Annotated in this window: 23 protein-coding genes; 18 read left to right on the plus strand and 5 right to left on the minus strand. The window is 57.0% G+C overall.

What is annotated here, in order from left to right:
• Positions 1 to 881: 881 nt before the first annotated feature.
• The gene (locus ASD32_RS02200; RefSeq protein WP_060636277.1) at positions 882 to 1,088 is read left to right on the plus strand and encodes a hypothetical protein; all 207 of its coding nucleotides are present in this window, start codon (positions 882 to 884) and stop codon (positions 1,086 to 1,088) included.
• Here ASD32_RS02200 and ASD32_RS02205 read toward each other — a convergent pair whose 3' ends face one another.
• Together ASD32_RS02205 and ASD32_RS02210 are read right to left on the minus strand one after the other, a co-directional pair.
• Entirely contained in the window at positions 1,089 to 1,598 is a 510-nt protein-coding gene (locus ASD32_RS02205; protein ID WP_060636278.1) for a hypothetical protein, read from the minus strand. It lies immediately after the preceding gene.
• A complete protein-coding gene (locus tag ASD32_RS02210; RefSeq protein WP_060636279.1) occupies positions 1,588 to 2,205 on the minus strand; it encodes a hypothetical protein in 618 nt (205 codons plus the stop codon). The genes ASD32_RS02205 and ASD32_RS02210 overlap by 11 nt, the downstream gene beginning before the upstream one ends.
• 87 nt (positions 2,206 to 2,292) lie before the next feature.
• Between ASD32_RS02210 and ASD32_RS02215 the strand changes: the two genes are divergently transcribed.
• The 17 genes from ASD32_RS02215 to ASD32_RS29360 all read left to right on the plus strand — a co-directional run bounded on the left by ASD32_RS02215 (position 2,293) and on the right by ASD32_RS29360 (position 17,643).
• The gene (locus tag ASD32_RS02215; RefSeq protein ID WP_060636280.1) at positions 2,293 to 2,850 is read left to right on the plus strand and encodes a lytic transglycosylase domain-containing protein; all 558 of its coding nucleotides are present in this window, start codon (positions 2,293 to 2,295) and stop codon (positions 2,848 to 2,850) included.
• A 47-nt stretch (positions 2,851 to 2,897) separates the two neighbouring features.
• Complete coding sequence (locus ASD32_RS02220; RefSeq protein WP_060636281.1) at positions 2,898 to 3,221, plus strand: TrbC/VirB2 family protein; 324 nt, start codon at positions 2,898 to 2,900, stop codon at positions 3,219 to 3,221.
• A 1-nt stretch (position 3,222) separates the two neighbouring features.
• Positions 3,223 to 3,513 (plus strand): VirB3 family type IV secretion system protein, encoded by a 291-nt coding sequence (locus ASD32_RS02225; RefSeq protein ID WP_046612380.1) that lies wholly within the window; start codon positions 3,223 to 3,225, stop codon positions 3,511 to 3,513.
• Entirely contained in the window at positions 3,510 to 5,921 is a 2,412-nt protein-coding gene (locus tag ASD32_RS02230) for a VirB4 family type IV secretion/conjugal transfer ATPase (RefSeq protein WP_060636282.1), read from the plus strand. Before ASD32_RS02225 ends, ASD32_RS02230 begins: the two co-directional genes overlap by 4 nt.
• On the plus strand, positions 5,914 to 7,080 hold the full coding sequence (locus ASD32_RS02235) for a lytic transglycosylase domain-containing protein (RefSeq protein WP_060636283.1): 1,167 nt from the start codon (positions 5,914 to 5,916) through the stop codon (positions 7,078 to 7,080). The genes ASD32_RS02230 and ASD32_RS02235 overlap by 8 nt, the downstream gene beginning before the upstream one ends.
• Positions 7,081 to 7,091: 11 nt before the next feature.
• Positions 7,092 to 7,808, plus strand: a complete 717-nt coding sequence (locus ASD32_RS02240) for a type IV secretion system protein (RefSeq protein WP_060636284.1) — start codon at positions 7,092 to 7,094, stop codon at positions 7,806 to 7,808.
• A gap of 6 nt (positions 7,809 to 7,814) precedes the next feature.
• Positions 7,815 to 7,988 carry a hypothetical protein gene (locus tag ASD32_RS29355; RefSeq protein WP_156383017.1) on the plus strand — a complete coding sequence of 58 codons (174 nt, stop codon included), beginning with the start codon at positions 7,815 to 7,817 and terminating at the stop codon, positions 7,986 to 7,988.
• Between the two features lie 4 nt (positions 7,989 to 7,992).
• A complete protein-coding gene (locus tag ASD32_RS02245; protein ID WP_060636285.1) occupies positions 7,993 to 9,012 on the plus strand; it encodes a type IV secretion system protein in 1,020 nt (339 codons plus the stop codon).
• A gap of 54 nt (positions 9,013 to 9,066) precedes the next feature.
• Positions 9,067 to 9,297, plus strand: coding sequence for a hypothetical protein (locus ASD32_RS02250; RefSeq protein ID WP_060636286.1), 231 nt, complete (start codon positions 9,067 to 9,069; stop codon positions 9,295 to 9,297).
• A gap of 15 nt (positions 9,298 to 9,312) precedes the next feature.
• A complete protein-coding gene (locus ASD32_RS02255) occupies positions 9,313 to 9,684 on the plus strand; it encodes a hypothetical protein (RefSeq protein ID WP_156383018.1) in 372 nt (123 codons plus the stop codon).
• A 176-nt stretch (positions 9,685 to 9,860) separates the two neighbouring features.
• The gene (locus ASD32_RS02260) at positions 9,861 to 10,592 is read left to right on the plus strand and encodes a VirB8/TrbF family protein (RefSeq protein WP_060636288.1); all 732 of its coding nucleotides are present in this window, start codon (positions 9,861 to 9,863) and stop codon (positions 10,590 to 10,592) included.
• Positions 10,592 to 11,374, plus strand: a complete 783-nt coding sequence (locus tag ASD32_RS02265) for a TrbG/VirB9 family P-type conjugative transfer protein (protein WP_060636289.1) — start codon at positions 10,592 to 10,594, stop codon at positions 11,372 to 11,374. Before ASD32_RS02260 ends, ASD32_RS02265 begins: the two co-directional genes overlap by 1 nt.
• Positions 11,371 to 12,795, plus strand: coding sequence for a type IV secretion system protein VirB10 (virB10, locus tag ASD32_RS02270; RefSeq protein WP_060636290.1), 1,425 nt, complete (start codon positions 11,371 to 11,373; stop codon positions 12,793 to 12,795). Before ASD32_RS02265 ends, virB10 begins: the two co-directional genes overlap by 4 nt.
• The gene (virB11, locus tag ASD32_RS02275; protein ID WP_060636291.1) at positions 12,792 to 13,790 is read left to right on the plus strand and encodes a P-type DNA transfer ATPase VirB11; all 999 of its coding nucleotides are present in this window, start codon (positions 12,792 to 12,794) and stop codon (positions 13,788 to 13,790) included. Before virB10 ends, virB11 begins: the two co-directional genes overlap by 4 nt.
• A gap of 53 nt (positions 13,791 to 13,843) precedes the next feature.
• Positions 13,844 to 15,868 carry a type IV secretory system conjugative DNA transfer family protein gene (locus ASD32_RS02280; RefSeq protein ID WP_162252626.1) on the plus strand — a complete coding sequence of 675 codons (2,025 nt, stop codon included), beginning with the start codon at positions 13,844 to 13,846 and terminating at the stop codon, positions 15,866 to 15,868.
• 356 nt (positions 15,869 to 16,224) lie between these two features.
• Positions 16,225 to 16,428, plus strand: coding sequence for a cold-shock protein (locus ASD32_RS02285; RefSeq protein WP_060636293.1), 204 nt, complete (start codon positions 16,225 to 16,227; stop codon positions 16,426 to 16,428).
• Between the two features lie 585 nt (positions 16,429 to 17,013).
• Positions 17,014 to 17,643: a hypothetical protein gene (locus ASD32_RS29360; RefSeq protein WP_156383019.1), complete on the plus strand. Its 630-nt coding sequence runs from the start codon at positions 17,014 to 17,016 to the stop codon at positions 17,641 to 17,643.
• Between the two features lie 295 nt (positions 17,644 to 17,938).
• Here the strand turns inward: ASD32_RS29360 and ASD32_RS02290 are convergent, their stop codons facing one another.
• From ASD32_RS02290 to ASD32_RS02300, 3 genes are all read right to left on the minus strand, one after another.
• Complete coding sequence (locus ASD32_RS02290) at positions 17,939 to 19,024, minus strand: LuxR C-terminal-related transcriptional regulator (RefSeq protein ID WP_156383020.1); 1,086 nt, start codon at positions 19,022 to 19,024, stop codon at positions 17,939 to 17,941.
• Between the two features lie 816 nt (positions 19,025 to 19,840).
• Entirely contained in the window at positions 19,841 to 21,094 is a 1,254-nt protein-coding gene (locus tag ASD32_RS02295; protein ID WP_156383032.1) for an alpha/beta hydrolase, read from the minus strand.
• 326 nt (positions 21,095 to 21,420) lie between these two features.
• Positions 21,421 to 23,190, minus strand: coding sequence for a hypothetical protein (locus ASD32_RS02300; RefSeq protein WP_060636295.1), 1,770 nt, complete (start codon positions 23,188 to 23,190; stop codon positions 21,421 to 21,423).
• Positions 23,191 to 23,346 lie beyond the last annotated feature (156 nt).

Raw genomic sequence — 23,346 nt, forward strand, 5'->3', positions numbered from 1 at the left:
TTGCAACCCGGCCCAGCCGGTCCGGTCGGGGGCTTGCCTCAGCACACCTGGACATACCGAGCGCCGCATTTCTAAACGGATGCAGATGCGCCCAAAGTGACATTTCAACTTTGCACACAAACGGACATTTCAATCCTGCCGCCACAGTTATACCATAACCATATCCATTTCCATGCACCTGCCGTGGCAACACGAACAACGCGTTAGTCGCATAGCTGCATTGCACAAAAACTAGGTGCCCTCCGGTGAAAAATGCATCATAGTGCACACAGCTGATGCACTTGGCGGCTTCCTCCCAGTTCCGCCGCAGCAGCTGTTCCCCTCTGGAGGTTTTTAACCTTCAAACTTTATGGGCCGCGGTTTTTCCGTTGGCCCTTTTTTCTTATCAGCTTGACGTCGAAATTCATCGGCCAAGATTGCCGACAAGCAGTGGCGATACCGCAAGCACGATCTCTGCCGATTTCAAAAATCCTTGAAAAATGCTCTCAAGAAACACACGTAGTTGTAGTATGAGATTTCTTGCACAGACAGTTTTGATGTCGGGAAAATCATTGGGTAAAACACACGTACGCACATTCCATTGCGTTTCACGCACCCGTCTCCCCGAAGCTCATTTATCAAACGGGCATGGGCTTCCACGAGCAGTTCGCAAACTCAGCGAGTCCTGTGATTTTTTATAGTTTTCATGTTGAACAAACATTTGACGCGATTTTCGCTTTTCACTCGTGTCGAGGTTGTGCGATATTCGGGGTGACGGATTCGCGTCCGCCTTGTCCTCACCCTCAAACGCCCCCCGCCGCCCTATCGCGCTTATGGACAGAGCAAACCATTACCGTCGACCCCGAACATGCCATGACCTTGCAAGGAAAGGATGACCGCAAATGGCCATTAAGAGTGCCCCTCAGCTTGTCAGAATCCTCGCGAGAGAATTTGAACGTAGCGGAACCCAGCCTCACAAATTTGCTGAGATCACCGGCGTCGGAGAGGACCGGCTGGAGCTTCTCCAAGCCGGAGAGTGGGAAGACCTAACGCTCAGGGAGATTGTCTCAATTTCAGAAAACCTTGATATCGACCTCACGGACCTCTGATTATTGCCCGCCTGACAGCACATCGGCCGGGTGCTCGAAGGAGCCTTCCCAAAGCCCTCTCCGGCTGTCCTTTGCAGCTAGCTCTGCCACCGCGTAGGCGGCCGATACCGGCGTGCCTGAAGGTAGCGTCGCTGCAAACGCGGCACCAGAGGATATCAGCGCCGTCCCGACGTCGACCGTCGCATCATCGAGGTTGGCAGCGCACACGACAAAAGTCGCCTCATCCTTTGCGGTTCCAACTGGCTGACATCCGACTGTGCCGGTTGAAAACAGAGCCGCCAGAGAAGCGAGTGAGCGCAGCCCGCAATCGTCTTCTTGCCCCTCCGGCGAGCGATATGCCGTGCCTCGAATACAGGACTGAACACCGAACAGCCTGTATTTTCGGCCTTCATGGCTCCAGGTATCTCCCGTTTCGAACATGACACCCGAGGAAAATGGGATCGTCGCCGCTTGCCCGAGAACTTGTGACCCGAGGATAAACGCAAAAAGCATGGCCAGCTTAATCCGCATTCTGAAACTCCATCGTTTTTGAAAGTGATTGCGCATGCTCAAGATCGGGCCGCCGCGATCGACCATCCGGCGTCTTTCCGATCTCTGCGAGACCGAGAAACACCATGCTGTCGTCGTCATTAGCGGTGCGGTAGGGCTCGCCGTCGCCGCCAACGAGGACGAAGCAGGACGCTGGTATAGCCTGGCCTTGCGCAGTCGAGAGCATCAGGGTCTTGCAGAGGATGACGTGCGCCCGCTTGTTGTAGATCGCTCCGGCGTATTCACGAACGGCGTCTATACACGTCCATGTCTGCACCCGGTTGTAGGTCACCGTCTGCGCTGGGCAGCCGTTCAGGCCCCGTAGCTGAATGTCGTACCCGGCAATTCTTCGCTCGACGGCCCCATCGATGGAGATCTCGCCGCCGACCCGCTCAAAGGACCGGTCGACCAGTCTGCCCTCGGCATCATATCGTTCGAGGACGAAGACTTTTCCACCCTCCTTGGCGAACTGGCGCAGATACGATGGCATCGGCTCCTCATAGGGATGTTCGCCCATTTCGATCGCGAAAGACGCACTGGGCAACATCGGTAAAATCGCCAGGCCGCAGACCCTGAGTTGTCGATACATGGAAATTTCTCCGATTTGGAATTGACACGGGAATCCCCGACGAATTAATTATATTTTATTCTGCGACGCAGCAACCGGAACTTTCCCATGAAGACGATCGCGCTACTCCTCCTCTTTTCGGCGTCTTATTCGGCCAACGCCTGCGAGCCAGTCGACACGGCAAGCACCCTTTCGATGGTCAAAGCAATAGCAACAGAGGAACAGCTCGATCCGGCTCTCGCACTCGCGGTGGTTGACGTCGAAAGTGCCGGTGGAAAGCATCAGGTCTCCGACGCGGGCGCGCTCGGGATCATGCAGCTGATGCCGGACACCGCTTCCGACTATGGCGTGACGGACCGCTGCGACCCAGAGGCAAACATTCGCGCCGGCGTCCGTTACCTGAAGAAACTCTATAGCGAATTCGACGATCCACTGTTGATGCTCGCCGCTTACAATGCCGGTCCGGAGCGGGTTTACCAAAAGGGCGGCGTTCCCGAGTTTAACGAAACCGCCCAATACGTCGTCAAGGTGATGAACCGGTGGACGCTGAATACCAAGGCATTGGCTGCCGAGGAAAGACGCAGCGGCGACAACCATGCTCACAAACAGACGATCGCATTGGCGCCTTCCCCCTGGCGAGATGAACACGTCTGGAACGGCGAATAGATCGACCGTTTTTCAAGTTTTCCCTTCAACATTCAAAGGACTTCCGCATGACCACTCTTTCGATCGCATCGCGTCCTCGTCTCAAGGCGACGGTGTGCCTTACCCTTCTCACAACCGGGCTGGCACTCGCGCCGGACTTCGCCTATGCGCAGTCCGCCGCTCCCGTCGAAGGGATCCTCGAATGGTTCGTCGGCGTGCTTCAGGGCAATGTCGCGCGATCTTTGGCAATCATCGCCGTGTGCTTTCTGGGCTTTCTGTTTCTAACCGGCCGCATGGCGTGGCAGGGGGCAATTTCCATCGTCATCGGCATTGCAATCATCTTCGGCGCCGCCCAACTCGTCGATGCCATGAAGTCGTCGGCGGGCATTTAACATGCGCGAGGACGCTCCCGATGTGGAACCGCTGATCCTGCCGTTGACCCGGCCGCCGATGTATTTTGGCGTCGACATCATCGTCTTCGTCGTCAACGGACTGTTCGGGATCGTCCTCTTCATTGCAACCTCGAGCTTCCTGGCGCCGCTCATCGTCCTGCCCATTCATTTCATCGGTCTCTACCTTTGCCAACGCGACGTCCACATCGTCCGCGTGGTCCAGGTGTTCTTGTCGATGCGCAGGGCGATCCGCAACAGGAGGTTCTGGAGAGCGGGGAGCTATAGCCCGTGAACATCGTCAATCACGATTTGAAGTTCGGACGCGAACGCGCCCGCGAAATCGGCATCGGCACCCATGTTCCCTATTTGCGCCATGTCGATGAAGAGACTATCGTCACCAAGACCGGCATGCTTCTGCAGGTCATCAAGCTTTCCGGGCTTCCTTACCAGACGATGGACCAGGCAGAGATCAATGCGCGTCTTGCCAACCGCAATATGACGGTCCGGTCGCTCGGGTCGTCGCGCTTTGCGCTCTATGCAACGATCATCCGTCGCCAGATCGTACCTGAAATCGACGGGGAATTTGACAATCCCTTCGCCGATGAGCTGAACGCCCGCTACATGGATGGGCTGAAGCAGCGGACGATGTTCGTGAACGAGCTTTACCTGACCGTCATTCGACGGCCCATGACGGGCCGTGCCGGCAAAGTCGACCGCGTGTTCGACGTCTTCCGCATGGCGGACAATGAGATTGAGGCCAAAGGCGAAGCGCTGCGCGATCTGAAAGATATGGTTTCGGGGATCGTCGGCGACTTTCGCACCTATCGGCCGGAGCTGCTATCCTGTGTAACGCGCGAGAGTAGCGTCTTTTCGGAGCCAGCGGAGTTTTTCGCAAAGATCCTTGCCGCTGGCGACGAGCGGTCGATGCCCCTCCCCCGTATGTCGCTTGCCGACTATGTCGGGACCGGTCGTATCCTCTTTGGCCGCAAGGCGACGGAGATCTGGTCAGACGACGGCGCCACCTCCAAAGTCGCCGCTATGGTGTCGATCAAGGAATATCCGCCGATGACGACGCCGGGCCAACTCGACGGGCTGCTCCGTCTCCCCTACGAGTTCATCGTCACCCATTCCTTCGCCCCGGAAGACCGCACGTCCGTTACCGAAGCGATTGCGACCATCAGCCGGCAGATTTCCAATTCCGACGACGGCGGCACGGCCGTCGAGGACGATGTCGAGACTGCCCGCGACCGTCTTGCCTCCGGCGAAGTGGTTTTCGGCAAACACCATATGACGGTCGCCGTTCTGGCCCGCGAGCCTGCCGGTCTCAATCGTGCGGTTGCCGACGTCACTGCCGAGCTCGCCCGCATGGGCGTCGTCGCGGTGCGGGAAGATCTTAATCAGGAGGCATCCTGGTGGGCACAATTGCCGGCGAACTTTGCCTATGTTGCCCGACAAGGGTTGATCTCGTCTGTCAATTTCGCGGGTCTGTTCTCCGCGCACAATTTCCCGTCCGGCCAGATCCACAAGGTGCATTGGGGCAAACCCGTCTCGCTTCTGGAGACGACCAGCCAGACAGCCTATTTCTTCAATTTTCATGAGGATGACGTCGGCAATTTTACCGTCATCGGCCCAACCGGTTCCGGCAAGACGGTGGCGCTGTCCTTCCTGCTTGCGCAAGGGATGCGAGTCGAGCCGCGGCCGCGCTGCGTCTTCATCGACAAGGACCGTGGCGGCGAGATATTCGTGCGTGCCATGGGCGGACGCTACGAGCGGCTGTCGCCGGGCGAGCCGACCGGATTTGCGCCCCTGCAACTTGACGATACACCTGCCAATCGCAGTTTCGGCAAGACGCTGATTTCCTATCTGGTCACGCCGGCGGACCGGGTTCTGCACGCCGAGGAGATGGCGGTGATCTCCGACGCGGTCGACAGCATCTATACCGACTTCGATCGGCCACAGCGTCGGCTTGATATGCTGGCGGAGGCGCTGAAGGGCCGAATGCGATCCGGTATTGGCGATCTAGCGGACCGGTTGAAGGAATGGACGACCGGCGACAAGGGCTGGCTGTTCAACAATGCCGAGGACAAGCTCGATTTCTCAGGCTCGGTGATCGGCCTCGACATGACAGAAATCCTCTCCGACAAGCGCACGCGATCGGCCGCCCTTCTTTATATGTTTCACCGAATTCAGGAAATCCTCGACGGCCGGCCGTCGATGATCTTTCTTGACGAAGGTTGGCGCCTGCTCGACGACGAGGTGTTTTCCGGTTTCATCAAGGACTGGCTAAAAACCATTCGAAAGATGAATGGCATTGTCGGCTTCGGCACCCAGTCTGCGTCCGACGTGGTGCGTTCAGAGCTGCGCAACACCATCATCGAGCAGACGATGACCTACATCTTCTTCCCGAACGCATCGGCCGATGAGGAGAGTTACCGCACAGCCTTCGGACTGTCGGAGAAGGAGTTCCGGTTCATCAAGCAGGCAGACAAGGCAAGCCGTACCTTCCTGGTCAAGCATGCGCAGGACTCGATCATCGCCCGCCTCGACCTCTCCGCCATGCCCGACCTGGTGAAGGTGCTGTCCGGGCGTCCGGAAACGGTTCGCGAGTGCGAGAATTTGCGAGAGACGTATGGCGAGGAGCCGGCCGCCTGGCTTCCGCACTTCTGCGGTTGGACGATACCGGAGGCAAGCGATGCATAAAGCAGTTCTCCTTTTGCTCTCTGCAGGGCTTGCCCTTGCGCCATCACCCTCTGTCTGGGCGGATGTGCCTGTGCTCGATAACGACGCGAAGGACAAGCGCTCCGAGGACGAAGGTCATTCGGCTACCGATAAAGACACGCAGAATGACCAGCTCGAGGAGCAGACCGTCACCAGCTGCAACATCTCGCAGAAGGAAAAGAACCGGCGTTTGTATCGATCGCCGGCGCAGGCAGTGAATGAAGACACCAGCAATGTCGAGCTGATCAAGCACTATGCCGACAAATACAATGTTCCCGTCGGCCTGGCGCTGTCTGTCGCGCATGCGGAGTCCGGAATTTCTACCTGCTCGGGCTCACCGACCGGTGTCAAGGGCGTGATGCAGCTGACGAAACGCACCGGCAAGGGCATGGGCTTTGACCGCGATATCAACGAAGAAAATATCGAGGGCGGCGTCAAATACTTGGGTCTCGGTGTCAACAAGTGCGGGACGACCGACTATGCCTGCCTCGCCTCCTGGTACAACGGCTCGACTGCGGCAGAACAGAAGAACTGGGCCGGAAAGGTTGGTCGGAACCATGGGTGGTTCAACGCCTATGCCGGCGGCTCCAATATCGAGGAGATCGCCTCGCCGTCGTTCAAGTCCACTGTCGACTACGGATCTCAGGCCACGCGCAATGCCAATGGTGCTGCCTTTGGCGCCGTTGACAGGGCCGTTTCCGGTATCGATAGGAGCGCTGCTCGCGTTCAGGAGGCGGGCCGACGGATCGATGCACTGTCGTCATCGGTCGGCGCTTCGGAAATCTACCAAGACGCCTGGGATGACAACACGCAAGCGCGCGCCGTCAACGCCGAGCTGCTGAACAACCTGATGACCGCACGCAACCTCTTTAACGAGCTGTTGCAGGCGCGCCTGCAGATGAAGCTGTCAAAGACCTCCGAGACCGCCAAGGCCATGAAGTCCGATCCCAAGGTCAATCCCTATAGCTGTGATCCCGTCATTCTCGAGCAAATGAAGGTGCCGCGCGCCGACTGGCCACGTTGCGCTGTCATCGCTGCAGCCGAGGGTGAAACGTCGGTGCTGTCGTCGTCGGGCAATTCCGACGGCGCGATCGCCGACAATCTTCTGTCCATCCAAAATGCCGCAGAGGCGGCCGATTAAGAGGTTTCATCATGAGAACGAGACTTGCTATCGCTGCTGTCCTTGCCGTTTCAACGCCGGCGTTTGCCGACGTTCCGGTCATCGACAACGCCAACCTGACGATCGCCAGAAAGAATGCCGAAAACACTGGCAAAATCATGAACACAAATACCGACATCCTGGAAAAGACCAAGGCGATCCTTGGCGCTCTCTCCGGGAGCCGCGACGGGTCGATGGGCATTTCCGCAACCGGCTTGAGCGGCAATATGTCGGTCTCCGCCGCACCCTCCTTTTCATCGATCATGAACGGTGGAACGCTGTCCTTTGGCGGCCTTGACGCCAACGCCCAGAATATGGCGGCAACGTTGATCAACGGCCTTCAGCTCGTTAAACAGGTGAAGGCAATCGTTGACGGCGACGATGCGGGCGCGATGAACAGTGCCTTCTCCGGCGCCGTCAACACAGTCACGCTGCTCTCGGCACTGACGCAGCAGGCGACGCAAGGGATCTCGAAACGGGAACAGTCGCTCCAGTCGGCGACTGGCCAAATCGGCTCGGCTGAAGACGTGAAGGGATCGGTCGATGCCAATACCCGTATGCAGCTGGAAACGGCGCGTACCATCAATGAGTTGATCGGCGTTTCGAACGGCGCGGTCTCCGCACTCAATACCGAGATGCAGATGCGACTGACGCAGCAATCCGAGACCGCCAAGATGCTGCAATATAAAGACATCAACCCGTTCAAGTGAGACCCCATGCGATTGCTCGTGATGACAATGCTGGTAGGGTTGGTCTTCGTTGCCGGCTGCCAGACAAAGGGCGAGAAGAAAGCCCCCTGCCCGCCGATCTCCGGATATGCGTCGACCGACGACCTTTGTGGGCCGGCACTGCCGGTCAATGACGTGTTTACGTTCGTCCTGAAGGAATGACGAGATGGCGGCGACCACGATCATTTCCGACATCTTCGAGAAGCTCGACAATATCGGCGAGACCTTTATCTCGAACGCCTATGAAGGCTTGGCCCTTCAAGTCACCGTCCTGTTCGGGTCGATGCTGACACTCTATGTCATCTGGTGGGGCTACATGATCCTTGCCGGCCGGGACGGATTTTCCGTGCCTGAGGCGGCTTGGCGGCTTGGTCGGGCCTTCTTCATCTATTACATGGCGACCAACTGGGACGCCTTTTCCGCCACGCTCTACCAGCTTGTGCAAGCCGTGCCGAACCTCATCTCCGACACGATCATCGAGTCGATTGCAGGTTCAGGCGGGATCCTCGACGGGGGAACCGACGATACGACCGGCGTCGTCAAGATCCTCGATGCGGTGTTTGAAACGGCGGGCAAAGTCTATGAGCAGGTAGCGACCGGCACCTTCGAATATGTTGGCGCTCTGATTGGCGCCGTGGTCTTCGTCGTCGCAATGATTTTCATCGCGGTCGCCGCCGCCGCGATCCTCGCTGCAAAGCTGATGCTGTTCATCACGCTGGCGCTGGCGCCCGTCTTTATCATTCTGGCGCTCTATCGCTGGACCTTCAGATTCACGGATGGCTGGCTGCTGCTCATGGTCAACCTGATGGCGACGCAGACGCTGATGATGTCGTTTCTGGCCTTCCTGTACCAACTCATTGAGCTCGCCATCAACACCGCCAATAACACCGCGACGGAAAGCAAGCTGTCCTATGTGGCGCCATTTGTGATTGTTTGCCTCCTCGGTATCGTGGTGTTCAGATTTATTCCGTCCTTCGCAGCAGCCATCGTGGGAGGCACGATGCTGGGACAAGGTGATACAGCGTTTATTGGAGGGCGGCGATCGCTGGCGCTAGCCGAACAACAGGTCAGCGGACGGGCCAGAATTATGCGGTCTGGCCTTCGAAGTCGCCGAACATCGACCGATGTGCAAGCAGCCCGGGCTCGAGCGATTCAGAGGGAAACCGAAAAAAATGGGCAGCTTTAGGGTGTCCTCCCACCACTGTGTTTGATAAATATAGTTATTCGGAAGGAGCATACTATGCACCCTTGGCAAGACGATCGTCGGCGTTTCGCCGCCATAGATGAGCAGAACCGCCTCAACGAAGAATTAGCTGAGGCTGATCGCTCCGCTAAGCCTCGCGGTGGCCTCGGCTACTTGCTGTTCCTTGGCGCTGTCATTTTCTTCAAACCGTTCGCGGAATATTGCATCGAACTTTACGGCTTTGTTACGAGCTACCTCCACGGCCTACCCGGAATGTTTGGCTTTTGAGCCATGGAGATCCTGATGAATAAGACTTTCGCAGCGCTCCTAATGTTCGGCATGCTGTTTCCCACCATGGCGATGGCGCAGTCAAAGAGCTCGATCGTTCCGGTACTGACTGGAGCATATGCCCCGGCGGATGGCGGCTGCGATGCTGCTGCTGCCGCGTTCATCTACATCGAGGATAAGGGTATCGCCGCGAACAAAACCACCGGGACAGTGACATCGGCCAAAAAGGACGGCGCTTCCTACGTGCTTGATGTCCTCTGGATTGAGGCTGGGGCAGACAAAGCGGACGGCGATCGCGATACGGTCCGGATCGAGGTGAAGGACGACAGGAGCTTCTATTTCTCCAATTCCGCGTCCGAGAGAACGCTGATGCGGTGGTGCAGCTAAGTTTCAAACTTATGCAATCCCGTCGGGACAAGAGCAGCTTTTGAGCTAGCGACGCTGATTTTCAGGCCAAACAAACACGTTCATAACCACGCTGAGAGGTCGGTCCTGGGCTCTCCATGCCCACAGAATAAAATATAATTTATCAGACTGCGAAAGCAGTACATTTGGAAGCAGATATGACCAACGCAGACACTGAACAGCACCCCAACACCCCTCACCTGGACCTGAGCACCTATTGGCATGCGGGTGCATCGTGGGAGGCGGAACTCTATCGCAAGGAACGCCGGTCGCGAAAAATCGCCTGGACGGTCGCGACGATCGCGAGCGTCTCGACGCTGCTCAGTCTATCGGCCCTCAATCTCCTCGTTCCGCTAAAACAATTCGAGGCCGTCGTGGTGGTGGCCGACAAGACCACTGGTTTCGTTGAGGTCGCACGCTCGCTGGATGAGAGCAAGCTTTCGGAGAACGATGCGATCAAGACCGCCAACATCGTCCGCTACATCAGGGCGCGCGAAACCTATGATCCGCGTGGGCTGAAGGACAATTACGACCTCGCCCAGCTGTATTCAACGGCTCAGGCCTCGGTCGACCTGCGCCACGAATTCGAGCCATCCAACCCGCAGTCGCGGGATAAGCTGCTTGGCCGCGAAACTCGCATTTCTGTGACGATCAAGTCGGTGTCATTTCTGAATTCGTCGACGGCGACCGTGCGCTTCTCAACAGAAACACGCCGCGACAACACATTGCGGCGCGAGCACTGGGTCTCGGTCGTGCGCTTCCGCTATACGACTGCGCCGCTGAAGAACGAATATCGTTTCGACAATCCACTCGGTTTCCAGGTCGTTGAATATCGGCGCGATCAGGAGTCGCTGCCAGAAGTTCTGCCGGCTGATAAGGCGGCACGCTGATGCAGAAATCACCTCTCATACTCGCCGCCCTGACGCTGCTGATAATGGCAAAGCCCTTGGCGGCCGCCGATCCCCGTATCCGCTACATCACCTTCAACAATAATGCCGTCGTCACTGTGCCTGCTGGCCTTGGTGTATCGACGATGATCCAGCTGGGAAGCTCTGAGGTGATCGAGACAATCTCGGCTGGCGACACGGCCAGCTGGTCGATCGTGCCGAAGAAGGGGTCGAGCATCCTCTTTGTCAAACCACTGCGCGAAAACGCCGAGACCAACGTCAACATCGTCACCAACCAGCGGGTCTATGCGCTTCTTCTGAAGGGCTCGGCCGCAGCCGATCTAAGAGCCGCTTTCCAGGTGCGGTTCAAGTATCCGGACGAAGACGTGAACGCCCGCCTTCTGGCAGCAGCCCAGGATAGCGCCAAGGACCCGATGCTGAAAGGCCTCGATCCGAGCCGTCTTAACTACGACTATGTCTTCCGGGGTGACACGAGCCTGAAGCCGCGCGTCGCCTTCGATGACGGCACTCATATGTATCTGGAGTTTCCGGATGAAATCCCGGCGATCTTCGTCGTCGAAGGCAAGCGTCAGGAGTCGCTCGTCAACCTGCGCACCCAAGGCAAATACGTCGTGGTCGACAAGATCTCCGCCCAATTCACGCTACGCGCCGGCGACAAATGGCTGTGCCTCTATAACCGGCAGGCCAACCGCCGGTCCTTCGATCTTGTTGAGGATGCCTATGGTCCGAAGAACCTTGACACCAAGGAGGGCAGTCAGCGATGAGCAGGATCGATTTCGACCACCTCGATGGTAAAAGCAGTGTCGCCAGCACCCGCAATGGCCGTCTCGGCAAGCTGGCGCTTCCGCTCCTCCTCGTCGTCGGTGCGGGGGTGCTCGCCTACGTCAACTGGCCGACGGGTCCTCAGAACCCCGGCCTGAACGAGGGCGCAACCGAAACCTTCGAAACATCGAATACCAGCATTCGCAATTTCCCCGACGAACCGGTCAAGCAAGCAGCCGACCCCAACCTCGTTCAGATCCCCATGGTCGAAGAGAAGAAGCCGGTTGATGCGTCCACAGTCGATGTCACGGTCAACCAAGGTGAAGACCTGGAAAAACTGAGACAGATCGAGGAAGCCCGCCGCCTGGCTGAGGAAGAGCGGCGCCGGATGGAAGAGGCACGCCGGCGTGCAGAAGAGGACGAACGGTTGGCGCAACTGGAGGCCAAGCGGCGCGAGGACGAAGAAAAAGCCCGCTGGGAGCGGTTGCGTTCGGAGCAGATCATTGTCGACGGGTCAAACAGTGAGAGTTTGGCCGGGAGCGACCAGTCGGTGACCATCGCTGATGATGGCCAGCTCGTGACCGTGCCAGGGGCCGAGACCGACGCGAACAAGGCGTTCTTGGCTCAATCCGAGAAGCAGACGGCTGGCATCGTCAAGGCGACCCGCTTTGACCGCACCGACGCCCTCGTTGCGCAGGGCACGATGATCCGCGGTTTCTTGGAAACAGCTATCAATACTGACCTTCCCGGCATGGTACGGGCCGTTGTGCGCGAAGACGTGCGCTCGCTCGACGGTGGACGCATCCTGATCCCAAAAGGCTCTCGCCTGATCGGGGAGTATAAGTCCGGGCTGGCGCGCGGCCAGAAGCGGATCTTCGTCGTCTGGTCGCGGGTAATGCGCTCCGATGGCCTGTCGGTCGAAATCGCGTCGCCCGGCGCTGACCGGCTTGGTCGCGCTGGCCTGACCGGCGAGATCGACACGCATTTCTGGGAGCGGTTTGGCTCGGCGATCATGCTTTCCGTGATCGGCGGCGCGGCAGAGTACGTTTCCGCCCTCGGCGAGACCCCGACCAACAGTGCCCGCTCGATCTCAACGGTTGATCCTATCACTGGTGCTGTCACGACGATCACCACCGAGCCCAGCCAAACAGCCGCTGAGGCACGTGCCATTGCTGCCGAGAAATCTTCCTCCATGTTGCAGGAGATCGCCAACGAAGCGTTCAAGGAGAGCTCGAAAATCCCGCCGACGATCTACGTTGCTCAGGGCGAGCCGGTGATCGTCTATCTCAGGCGTGACCTCGACTTTTCCGATTTTTATGCTGATCCCGTCCGCCAGGAGATGATGCGCCTGAAGCGCGGTGGGCAGATCCGTCGGGATGTCGACCCCACGCCTTATTATCCGATCGCGCCGGTCTACAAATGAGCGCGTTCCCGTTTCTCGAGAAAACCCTTGAACGGCTAAAGCCCTTTCTCTCGGATGACCGCGTTTCGGAAATCTCGGTCAATCGCCCCGGAGAGCTGTTCGTCGAGCGCCTGGGTGTCAGCAGCATGGAGCGGGTGGAAGACGCGCAGTTCACGGCCGAATGGATTCGGACGTTGAGCGAGCGGGTCGCGGGTTCCACCAACCAGGTCGTCAATGACGAGCACCCGATCCTGTCCGCATCGCTGCCATCCGGGGAGCGTTTCCAATGCGTGCTACCGCCGGCAGCACCAGAGGGCGGCGCCCTCTCCATCCGCAAGCAGGTCATTCATGACATCGGGCTCGACGTCTATCAGCGGCGAGGCGCCTTTGAGCAAACGCGTGTCGGGCGCCAACTTACCCTGTCGGCTGCTGAAGAAGAGCTTGCCGCTATGATGCAAGGCGACGTCGATGCCATGGATTTCCTTCGAACCGCCGTGCGTTTGCGCATTTCGATCGTCGTTTCCGGTGGCACCTCCACCGGCAAGACCACTTTTCTCAATGCTCTTTTGAAGGAAATTCCGGAAGAAGAACGCATTGTCACAATCGAGGATACCCGCGAGCTGAAGCCAATCACACCGAACACGGTTGCCCTGCTCGCCTCCAAAGGCGACCAGGGCCGCGCCAAGGTCACGCAACAACAACTCCTCGAGGCCTCCTTGCGTATGCGCCCCGACCGGTTGATGCTTGGCGAACTTCGCGGGGCAGAAGCCTTCTCCTTCTTACAGGCGATCAATACCGGCCATCCCGGCTCGCTGACTACAGTGCACGCGAATTCGGGCCGATCGGCCTATGAGCGCCTGGCATTGATGGTCATGCAAAGCGGCATGGACCTGAAAAAACAAGAGATCATCGACTACCTCAAAGAGGTTATTCCGATAGTCGTTCAGCTCGCGCGCACGCCGGATGGACGCAGGGTGGTTTCGGAGATCGTGTTCACCAAGGTAGATGCGCTATGAACCCAGTCCTCCTGCTGTTTGGCGCTCTCATTGCCGTAGCAACGGCTGCGTTTGTGGCGTCGCTTGCCTATGCTGGCCTCTACTATGCCTTTGACAATTCGACATGGATGTTTCAATCGCTGCAGGACGATCTTTTGGCTTCGTACAAGGCTGCACGTCTCGATCTCTATGCCGGTGAGTGGCACCGGCCGGCGATCGCAGCCGGCGCGGGTTTTGTTGCCGGCGCCGCGATGCTGATCACGCTTGCGACGGGGAAAAAGAAATCCACCGATGCGCGCTTTCTCAGCACAATGGAGGCGCGTGCCCTGGGTCTGACGCGCACCGGTGGCGTGTTCGTTGGCAGGATCGGCGGCAGCCTGATCAAGGTTTCAGGGGGCTTCATCCAGCGAGGCTCCGGCAAGCGGCGGCTGACAAAACCAAAGCTGTTCGGCGGCAAGAGGCTGTGGATCGATGGTGACGATGTCGGTGGCTTCGTCATCGGACCACCGCGTTCCGGCAAGGGCGCGTCGCTGATCGTGCCCAACTGCCTACTCTGGCCAGACAGCATCGTCGTTCTCGATATGCGCGGCGAAACCTATGAGGCGACGGCCGGCTACCGCTCCAACTTCTCACGCGTGTTGCGCTTCTCGCCGGCCGACGAGAACGGCGACACCGAATGCTACAATCCCCTCGACTTCGTCGCCATTGATCCCGATCAGCGCGACATCGACATCAATTCGATCGCGACGGCCCTTTTGCCCACACCAAAAGGCGATGCCTACTGGATTTCCGATGCGCGTGCTCTGTTTGCCGGTGTCACCTCTTGGGTTTTGGAAAATCCTGACATTCCCGACAAAGACAAAAATCTCGGAACGGTTCTCAATGTCGTCGAAGGTGGTGATCAGCCGCTGCGCGAGTGGCTGGAGGAGGTTGCCAACCCCGAGCTTCGGGCCGAGTGGATCAGTTCTTTTACCTATACGACGATCGCGCGCTTTGCGGTGATGGCGGGAAAACAGTTCGACGGGGTTTACGGCTCGCTTGCCGCAGCCGTTCGTCCATTCAAGAACAACCGCATTTTGCGAGCGACGGCGCGCTCGACCTTCGACATTCGCGCGATGCGGCGCGAGAATATGAGCCTGTACCTGGATTTCCGGATCCAGCAGGTTGCCTCCATTGGGCCGATCTTCAACGTGCTGATGGTCCAGTTCATGGACTACATGTCGCGCACCATGATGACGCGCGGCGAGCGTCGCGTTCTGGTCTTGCTCGATGAGTTTCAAAACCTCGGCAAGCTGGAAAATGCCCTCACCGTCGCGACCGTTCTTGGCGGCTACGGCATACCCTGCTGGTTCTTCGTCCAATCGCTGCGGTCGATCGACAACGTCTACACGCGCGAAGGTCGACAAACGCTGGTCAATTCCGCACGCGCTCAAATCTTCCTCGGAGCCCAGGATCCGGAGGACCAGCGTTATGTCTCGCAATTGCTTGGTGAGAGGAAAGAGGTCACTGTTGATAAGGCGGTTTCGACAGGCGTCACGCTTTTTGATCGCAAGGGGGCAACCATGTCGCACAGGACGGCGATGCGCCCCCTCATGCGGCCGGATGAGCTCGGAGCAATGAACGAGACACGCTGCATCATCAAGTTGCGCAATCAGCAACCTATATTCGGCCTTCGTAACTTCTATTATGCCGATGATGAGCTGATGAAGCGGGCTTGGTTGCCAATTGCCGCGTCCACGAAACAACACTGGATGAGGACAATCCCGGAGGTCGAGCTAGAGCCCGTAGACCCGTATCCATCAAACCAAGGCGCTTCCAGGATGGTGGCACCAGGCGCGAAGTTTGCGCTGAAAGCCCCTCCCACTCATGTCGCGGCGTCGATCAGGGTCCCAAACGGACGAAACCTAAACGGTAGCAGCGAAAAGCGATCCAAGGTGAAGCCGGATTTCAGGGCTGCAATCGACGAGAGCACTCGTCGTCAAAGTGACGCAGATGAGGCGATTGGACGAGTTCTCAATTTGTTTGGAACCACACCGGCGAAAAAACGCGCGATCAAAAAGCTTCGTAAGGAAATTTCGGGGGCATTGAGCGATGAATAGGGAGCTTTTTCATCGACGTCGGTCAGGTTTCGGCGCGGAACGCTGTAAAGCCGTTCAGGCCACGTAAACACGAAGGGCGCTCGATCCTCTCAGAGAGCGCCCTTCGCAGACCCGGACAGCCTCAAACGCGCGACAATGTCGCTGCAGGTAGCCGCCGATAACGGGTGATGTTCCTCAGATGCGATCATCAGTACTGGTTTTCAAGACCCTCACGTCACCTCGCGCCGCAGGATTGTCGAATGAAACATTGAATGATTTTGGTCGAGCAAAAGTTCTGTCGGTAACTTGCCTGCGCGCAGTTGGCACAATATTCTTCTCTCGCCGCCTTGAGGCGCGTGCGAAAATGGGGACTATTTATGGCGACTGGTACGGTTAAGTTTTTCAATAACGACAAGGGTTTTGGTTTCATCACTCCGGAAAACGGCGGTCAGGACGTTTTCGTCCACGTGTCAGCCTTGCAAGGTAGCGGATCCCTTCGAGAGGGGCAGCAGGTGAGCTACGAAGTGGGCCAAGACCGAAAGACTGGCAAAGCCAAAGCGGAAAACGTCCGCGAGATTTGATCGCATCAGAGCATGGTCAGTTTACCTCGCGCCAGTTGCGATAAGCGCGAGCGAGGATGAAATCTTTCCAGCTCAACTTGGAGGTAACGTGGCGTTGGATCTAACAGATTCCGACCTCGCTGTTTTTCGTTAAGCGCGTGATCTCCTTCTCGACACGAGGGTGGCGTATTCGTGAAGCGTATCAGAGATGTATTGGTTCCGGTATGCGGTCGGTACACTGAGCCTTTAACTAAATCGCTTCCTTGCCCTCTTCGAATCAACTGCTTGTCAAATTCCCCTGATTAACCTGGACGAATAACAAATAGCACGCGATGGCGGGCTGTACTGGCTAAGCAGTTGCTTACAAGCAAGGATAGCAAAACGTTACGTCTTTCCCTTAGAACAAGTTAGCCCTTTAGGAAAAATTGTCGAATTTGATCGCGAATTTTACTGTTAACCTAATTAGTATCTGGAAAAATTCGGTACTAACCCGAAATGTATTATAAGTTTTTTAGTTTTGAAAAACTTTCTTGTTATTTTCGGCTTAAACTACTCATATTGAGTTCGGTTACGTTAATTGGAAGCTAAAAATAATATGGGGGCCTAATGAAGACTTTATTTGTTTTAGGATTTTTGTTGTCATCTTCTATTACACTTAAGAGTTGTTCGGAGACGTCGAGCAACACCTCCACAAGAGGTGCAAGCGAAGCAAGCGTTTATGGCAGAGATCGGAATCGTCTAAATTGCGAGTTGAAAAACGGATCAACGGGCTGCAGCGACGACAGGAAGCTCGCGGCGGACGTGAAGCGAAAGCGTATTGCGGAAGCCAAGGAGAGCGCCAGAGTGGCGGCTGAAGCGAAACAACGGCAAGAAGCTACTGCCAAGGCTAAGTCAGTTGAGTTTCAGCCCTGGATGTGTCAGGAGGGCGGCGGCGGATTTATTGGTGTCTTGAAAGGTGTCGGTACTGGGACACTAGGCGCAATGGCAGACTATTGCCGGGCGCTTGAAGCCGATGTCAGCCGCACAGCAGACAATGAAAACTCTGGCAGCGGTGGTTGCGTCTGGAAAGGGCGTGAATATCAGCCAGGGGACTCTATTCGATCCGCAAACGTCGGACGTATCCTCAGTTCGGATTTGTTCATCCATGGCCAAAGTTTCGGTAGTCTTTCCGGCCAGAGTGGACCGTGGCAAGGCTGCGATTGCGGCTCAAATAGCGGCAAATGGCAATGCGTATAAATCAGTTTGTCACAAAATAAGTTACGGGGTCGGCACCTTTTACGCCTCCCCACTGATCACCAACCATTTGCAATTTTCTATGACAGGTTTTGGAGCTTCGATAGGGTTTGACCCATTTTTCCGTTCCGCGTAACCACTAAAATCGTCGCAAGCAATTGTCTACAAACACTCTCTCGGTATCCGACCGGACAACATCGAAACGTAAAAATGGCTTAGATCCACGCGACCACCGACAGAGTGCCCTGCGCAGCGGTGCTGCAGGGCGGGCTTCGCTGCCGTTGCACTACATGTAAGGCTACCCCAACGATAGGTGCGTAACCAATCGGATGAGGTCAGCTTGACGACGACAATTTGTTTTCTCTAGCACGCTTTTAACTTGTCCCCGGACAGTCAGGACACTTTTTCCATCTGCAGAGGCGATCTGATGAAGCGTTTCTCCGAAGCAGATTCGAGCGGCAATTTCGGCTTCTCTTGGCGTTAAATCAAAGAGAGTTTGAAGCAACGCATGCGGATTACCGGGGATTTTCTCAATCGTTGACAATACGAGCAAGGCAGCAGCTTGACTAAACAGATCCTGGGCAGAACGCCGAATAGGTAATATGTGCAAAACTGCTGGCCCGTGCTCTGGGGTTGCCACCAAAGGGATGGACCTAACACCTGTGTTTGTTGAAATGCGCATTAGGGTGTCTGATAGCAGATGTTGTGCACGCTGATCCGCGAGGACTATTTTGTCACCCAATCGTGTCTTCCACCGTGCAGAAGCGGCTTCGAATTCAAGGTTGTTGACGATCATTTTGCTGTCGGAACGCAGAATACAAGCTGCCAGCCCCAAATTGGAAAGTGCATCCACAGCGGACCGCGCTTTTTCAAAGGCCAAACGCGCTGATATTAACGCGGATCTCGCAAGGTGAGGACGCAGTGCGTCGAGGCGACCGATGGTAGCTTGCGAAAATCGTCCGCGTCTGATGTCGCCTTCGGCATGGATCACGATCATCTCATTGTCGGGAACTTTGAGGACGGTTGCAATCCCGCGACCAAGTCCCATGGGAATGAGATAATCGGAAAACAGCGGAATAGTTTTCATCTCTCTGTCTGTGAATACGTCAAAGTCAGATACAAAGCCTGCACGCTCTAACCCGATCAGCCGCTTGGTCCGCTCTCGGGCACCCTCGAAACCGTAATGCTCTCGAGTGAAACGCTCCGCCTCCGGGGATGATCCAATCCATTTGAATGAATCGCCAGACGTCGCGATCATGATGCCTGCTCTGCTATCAGCAATACCGGCAAATCGGTGCAGAACTTCACTCCAATTATCTGGCAACAAGGACGCTTCATAAATGCGGTCAATGATGGCATCCATTGGATTATCAGCTTCAAGCATTAGCAACAGGCTCCTTGTTAGAAAGTTAAAAAGTACTGCGCACTTACTGCCATATCAACGTCGATCAACTTCAACTGGTTTCAAATACGAACTTGAAGAGTAGGAGTGGTGGTTCCGACCGATGCGCCGGCTCAGCAAGGCGCTAAGACGCCAATTCGCGCGCCGCAGCATGCAGTTAGTGATCGCCCTGAACACCTTGGATGATTGGTTCTGATCCACTGATGCGCTTAACTCTCAACGAACGAACAGCGATGGCGAACGGGAGAACGGTATCTGGCGTCATGCAGCCATGACGATGGTCTTTAACCGCGCCCACACGGCTGGGATTCGGATCTGTCATCGTCGAGCGAACGATACCATTCGATTTGCAGGGCACAGCGGAAGTCCTCTTTCCGTTGGGAGGGGTAGAAGCGTATTCTTTCATCGCGCATCCCTACGTGTTCATCGCGCCGGACGACCACATCTCCACCGCGCCAATCCATCGCTCCGACGCCGCGAAGGAATCCGCGGCGCTCGCGAGTGACTGCTGCTCGAAGCACACGTCCTACTGTTAGAGGACAATATGCGTTTTTCTACAGGGAATGACCGATATGGGGCCGACATCAGACAGTCCGGTGATAGGCTAGCTTGCATGGACGCAGACACGACGTCTCTGTGCGAACGCCCTAGCTCGGCCCCGAAGCAGAGATTCGGCTGCGGAGACAAATATGAGAAAAACAGCAGGGCGGCGATGCGGAGGTCTATAGTCGGCCCAACGCCGGCAACCCGACGCCTACTCGCTTCTAAGGGCTGTTGTTTGAGCGAAAGGCAATTCGGTTATTTCCTGCAATTTACCGAGGAGGCGGTCCGGCATAGGGGGAGCAATTTTGATCGGGTGGCAACTTTTGGTCCTAGCGCTTCGACCTGGCTCGAAAAATTGTCGCGCGTATCGGCGTCGACGATGGCAACTGGGGCCGCGAGGATTAGCCCGGCCGCGTTGCCAGCGGCGGCTGCCGTTCCAGTCGTGGCGGCAAGGATCGTGTCGCCCAGACCTACGCGATTGTCGGTCAGCGTTTGGCCATCGGAGATGCGTGCGCCGATGAGCCGGACGATCTCAGGGGACTCGGCGAACTTTCCGTGGTTGAGGCTATCTCCCGACTTCACCTTCGTTAGGTCGATGACCTTGATCTCGGCTTCGGCGAGTTCCTCCTTATACGGGGCGGTCTCTGGATCAATCGACCCAAGACGGGCGACGTCGCCCCAGACACGACGTGACACCGCCAGCGCCTTGTCGTCGCGCGAGACAAACAGGGTAAACTGTGGATGCGGCCGACCCATGTCGACGATCTGCGATCGGAAGACGTCAACATCGACATCCGGGGCTGCAAGCATAACGTTCTTGAATTTGGTTGGCAGCCCGCCGTTGCGGATCGCCATCTGCCGGAGCGCCTCGAGCGTCAGCCAGTTCCCCATTGAATGGGCAAGGATCGAGACCTCTTTTACCTCCGGATCCTTGGCCAGATACTGGAACAGGTTCTCGAGCGCATTGCGGGTGTAGTTGGTGCTTTCACGGTCGTACCCATATGCGAGCAGACTACCACGTGACGGCCACGTCACCAGGATCGGCGCACTGTGAACGCCGGAGTCTCGCACGATCTGGGCAAAACGGTAAACGCTGTCCTCGAACTTGGTGTTAAAACCGTGGATGAAGACGAGCGCACTTCCATCTGGTGTTTTTTTGACAGACGTGCTGAGCCAGGCCTTTGCGGCATCGACGTCAATCATATCGGTTTTCAGCGTCGCGAAGTCCGTGGCAGGGTCCGGCGGCAGCTTTCTCGGCCAAGACACTTCCCCGACCTTGCGTGAGCTGTCTGGCGGGACCGAGACAGTGATTTCAGCGAAGTTCGGCGCCCGCGCACGTTCTCCCGTGAACATTTCGCCGGGCACTGTCGACTCGCTTCGGGTCGTCGCGATCAGCATGTCCACCTTGTGGGACTGCGAGGCCGTGTCGGCTACCGGTGTGAGCACATTTTTGGCGTGCCCTCCACAGCCCGATACGACCAGGACGCCACACAGCAAAACGCGATGCAAGATCAGACGAATGGTCTTCTTGTCGAACGAATGCTCCAGGTCTTGGTTCACTTGACTGCGCCCCTTTCAAACCAACACTCACTTTGGGCACAGATCCCGACGCGCTGGCGTTTGAGCGCTGTTCGGATGGTACCAGGAGTAACCGAACCGTGGCGGTGATCCCGTAATCGGAGCCGCAGCCGCACAAGCAAGTTGGCGAAGTTCATGGCATCCCCTCGGATTCTGTCTACGCAGGGAGATTAAGCAGGTACGAGGTCCTGGCAGGGAGTATGTTACTGTAACCTACATGCCATTTCTTGGGTAAGAACGCCGGGGATAGGCTGGCGCTATTGAGTCGCCGACGCAGACATTGACTTCAAATCCGCGGGAACCTTCACCCCCGCTTTTCGCAGTCCGGCAAGCAGGCGACCGAGATCGTCAGGCTGCATATTGCGCGATCGCATTTCCTTGAAAAAGTTGGGTACGAAGTCGGGACGCGCTTGAACGAAAATGTCTGCCTCCCGATGCGCTTCATCCGTTAGACCCGCTTCCGCAAAGATCACTGCGGCCACACCATGAAAGAGCGGAAACTTCTGCATATCGGCCTGGCGGATAAAAGCGACGGCGTTTTCTGTATCGCCAAGCATGTAAGCCGAAAGCGCTCGTGTTCCACGATAGAAGCCACCGCCACCGGGGTTCAGCGCCATGGCCTTATCAAGAAGGTCCGCACCTCGCTGCCACTGCCCCATGATTGCAAGACGAGTGCCGAACTCCCCCATGAATTCGGTGTCGTTGGGATTGTCAGCGAGCGCCCGATCTCCAACACGGATCGCCTCCTCAGGTTCCTGGTTGAAGAATAGGGCAGTCATCAATGCCTGCCGCGAACGGATGTTCCCCGGCTCGAGCAGGACGGCGCGCCTGGCTGCGTGAAGGGCTCTTTTGATCGGAGCTTGCCCACCGGCCGTCTGGTTAAAGCGATAACGCTCTTCATCAAGATAGACCATGGAAAGCATCGCCCAGGCGGTGGCATACGAAGGATAACGCGATACCGCTTTTTCCAGGCAGTTGCGGACGGAAGCGTGCCCTTGGATGCTGAGTTCGGCTCGGTATGCATAAAAAGCGAGCGTGCACTCGTAAGCACCAAGATCGTCCGGTGGTAACCGTAAGGAATCCGCCTCTGCGATAATCCCGTAAGGTTGCGCGATGGCTGTCGCGACCTGACTGGCGACATCCTCCTGGATCGTGAAGAGATCGCGTGAATGCAAATCGTTGTCGTACGTCTGCGACCAGAGGATCGCTCCGTCGCTGGTTTCGATAAGGCGGGCGCTGATCCGAATCCGTTCGCCATCGGCTCGAATTCCACCAGCAAGGAGATACCGTGCCCCCAGCTCTTCCCGAACCTGCCTGATGTCGGCCTCAGTTGTCAGAGTCCGGGACGTCTCGCGGCCGTACACCCTGATCTCCTTGAAGCGCGGCAACGCCGACAGAAGTTCCTCCGTGAGGCCTGCCGCGTAGAGCTGTGCTTTCGGGCTATCGCCGAGGATGGCAAACGGCGCGATCACAAGTGTCGGTTCAGGCGGTATGGTGGAATCTCTCGGCCAGTGTGCGGTGAGGCCAATCCCGATTACCCCGACCGCCAGCACAACCGCTGCGAGGGTTGCCATGACCCATTGTTTCGAGGGCCGCCGGGGTTTCAAAGCCGTATGCCTTGAATCTTTGACGTCTTCTTGGGCAGCGCACGCGGAAAGGCCTGTGAGACTCGTGTAGCGAAACGTCGGGACGTAGCCGCCCTTCGGCATGTCGATGCGAATGGGATCGTGCTGACCAGCCACCAAATAGTAGCGCTCCAGCGCTCGCCTCAGCCGTCCGGCCTCGATCCGGACCACTGGGTCTTCCTGTGTGAAGTGCTGGTCTCGCTTGAACACCTCAAGCGCAATAGCATATCCCTTGAGCCGGGCCGCGCGTCCAGCCAAAGCTTCTTCGACGATGTAGGTGAGGAACGCGGCCCCGCGACCGATGGTCGGAAACTCAGGGCTCTCGACGATGCGCTGGAGTTGCGCTCGGATTTCCTCCGGGCACGGTGGCTCACCGTTCTCGATCACATTGGAAGTGTGCATGGCCGCCCCCTTCGCACCCGATAAAGTCCCATCCAACGCCTGTATGTTACAGTAACATACTCCCCAAGAACGCTGCGATGCGTCAGACTAAGACTTGTAGGTTCACATTTCGGCACAAGCTGGTGGTGTAGTATTTAAGCAGAAAGAAATCAAGCA

The organism is Rhizobium sp. Root483D2 (genome assembly GCF_001426685.1).
Classification (GTDB): domain Bacteria; phylum Pseudomonadota; class Alphaproteobacteria; order Rhizobiales; family Rhizobiaceae; genus Pararhizobium; species Pararhizobium qamdonense.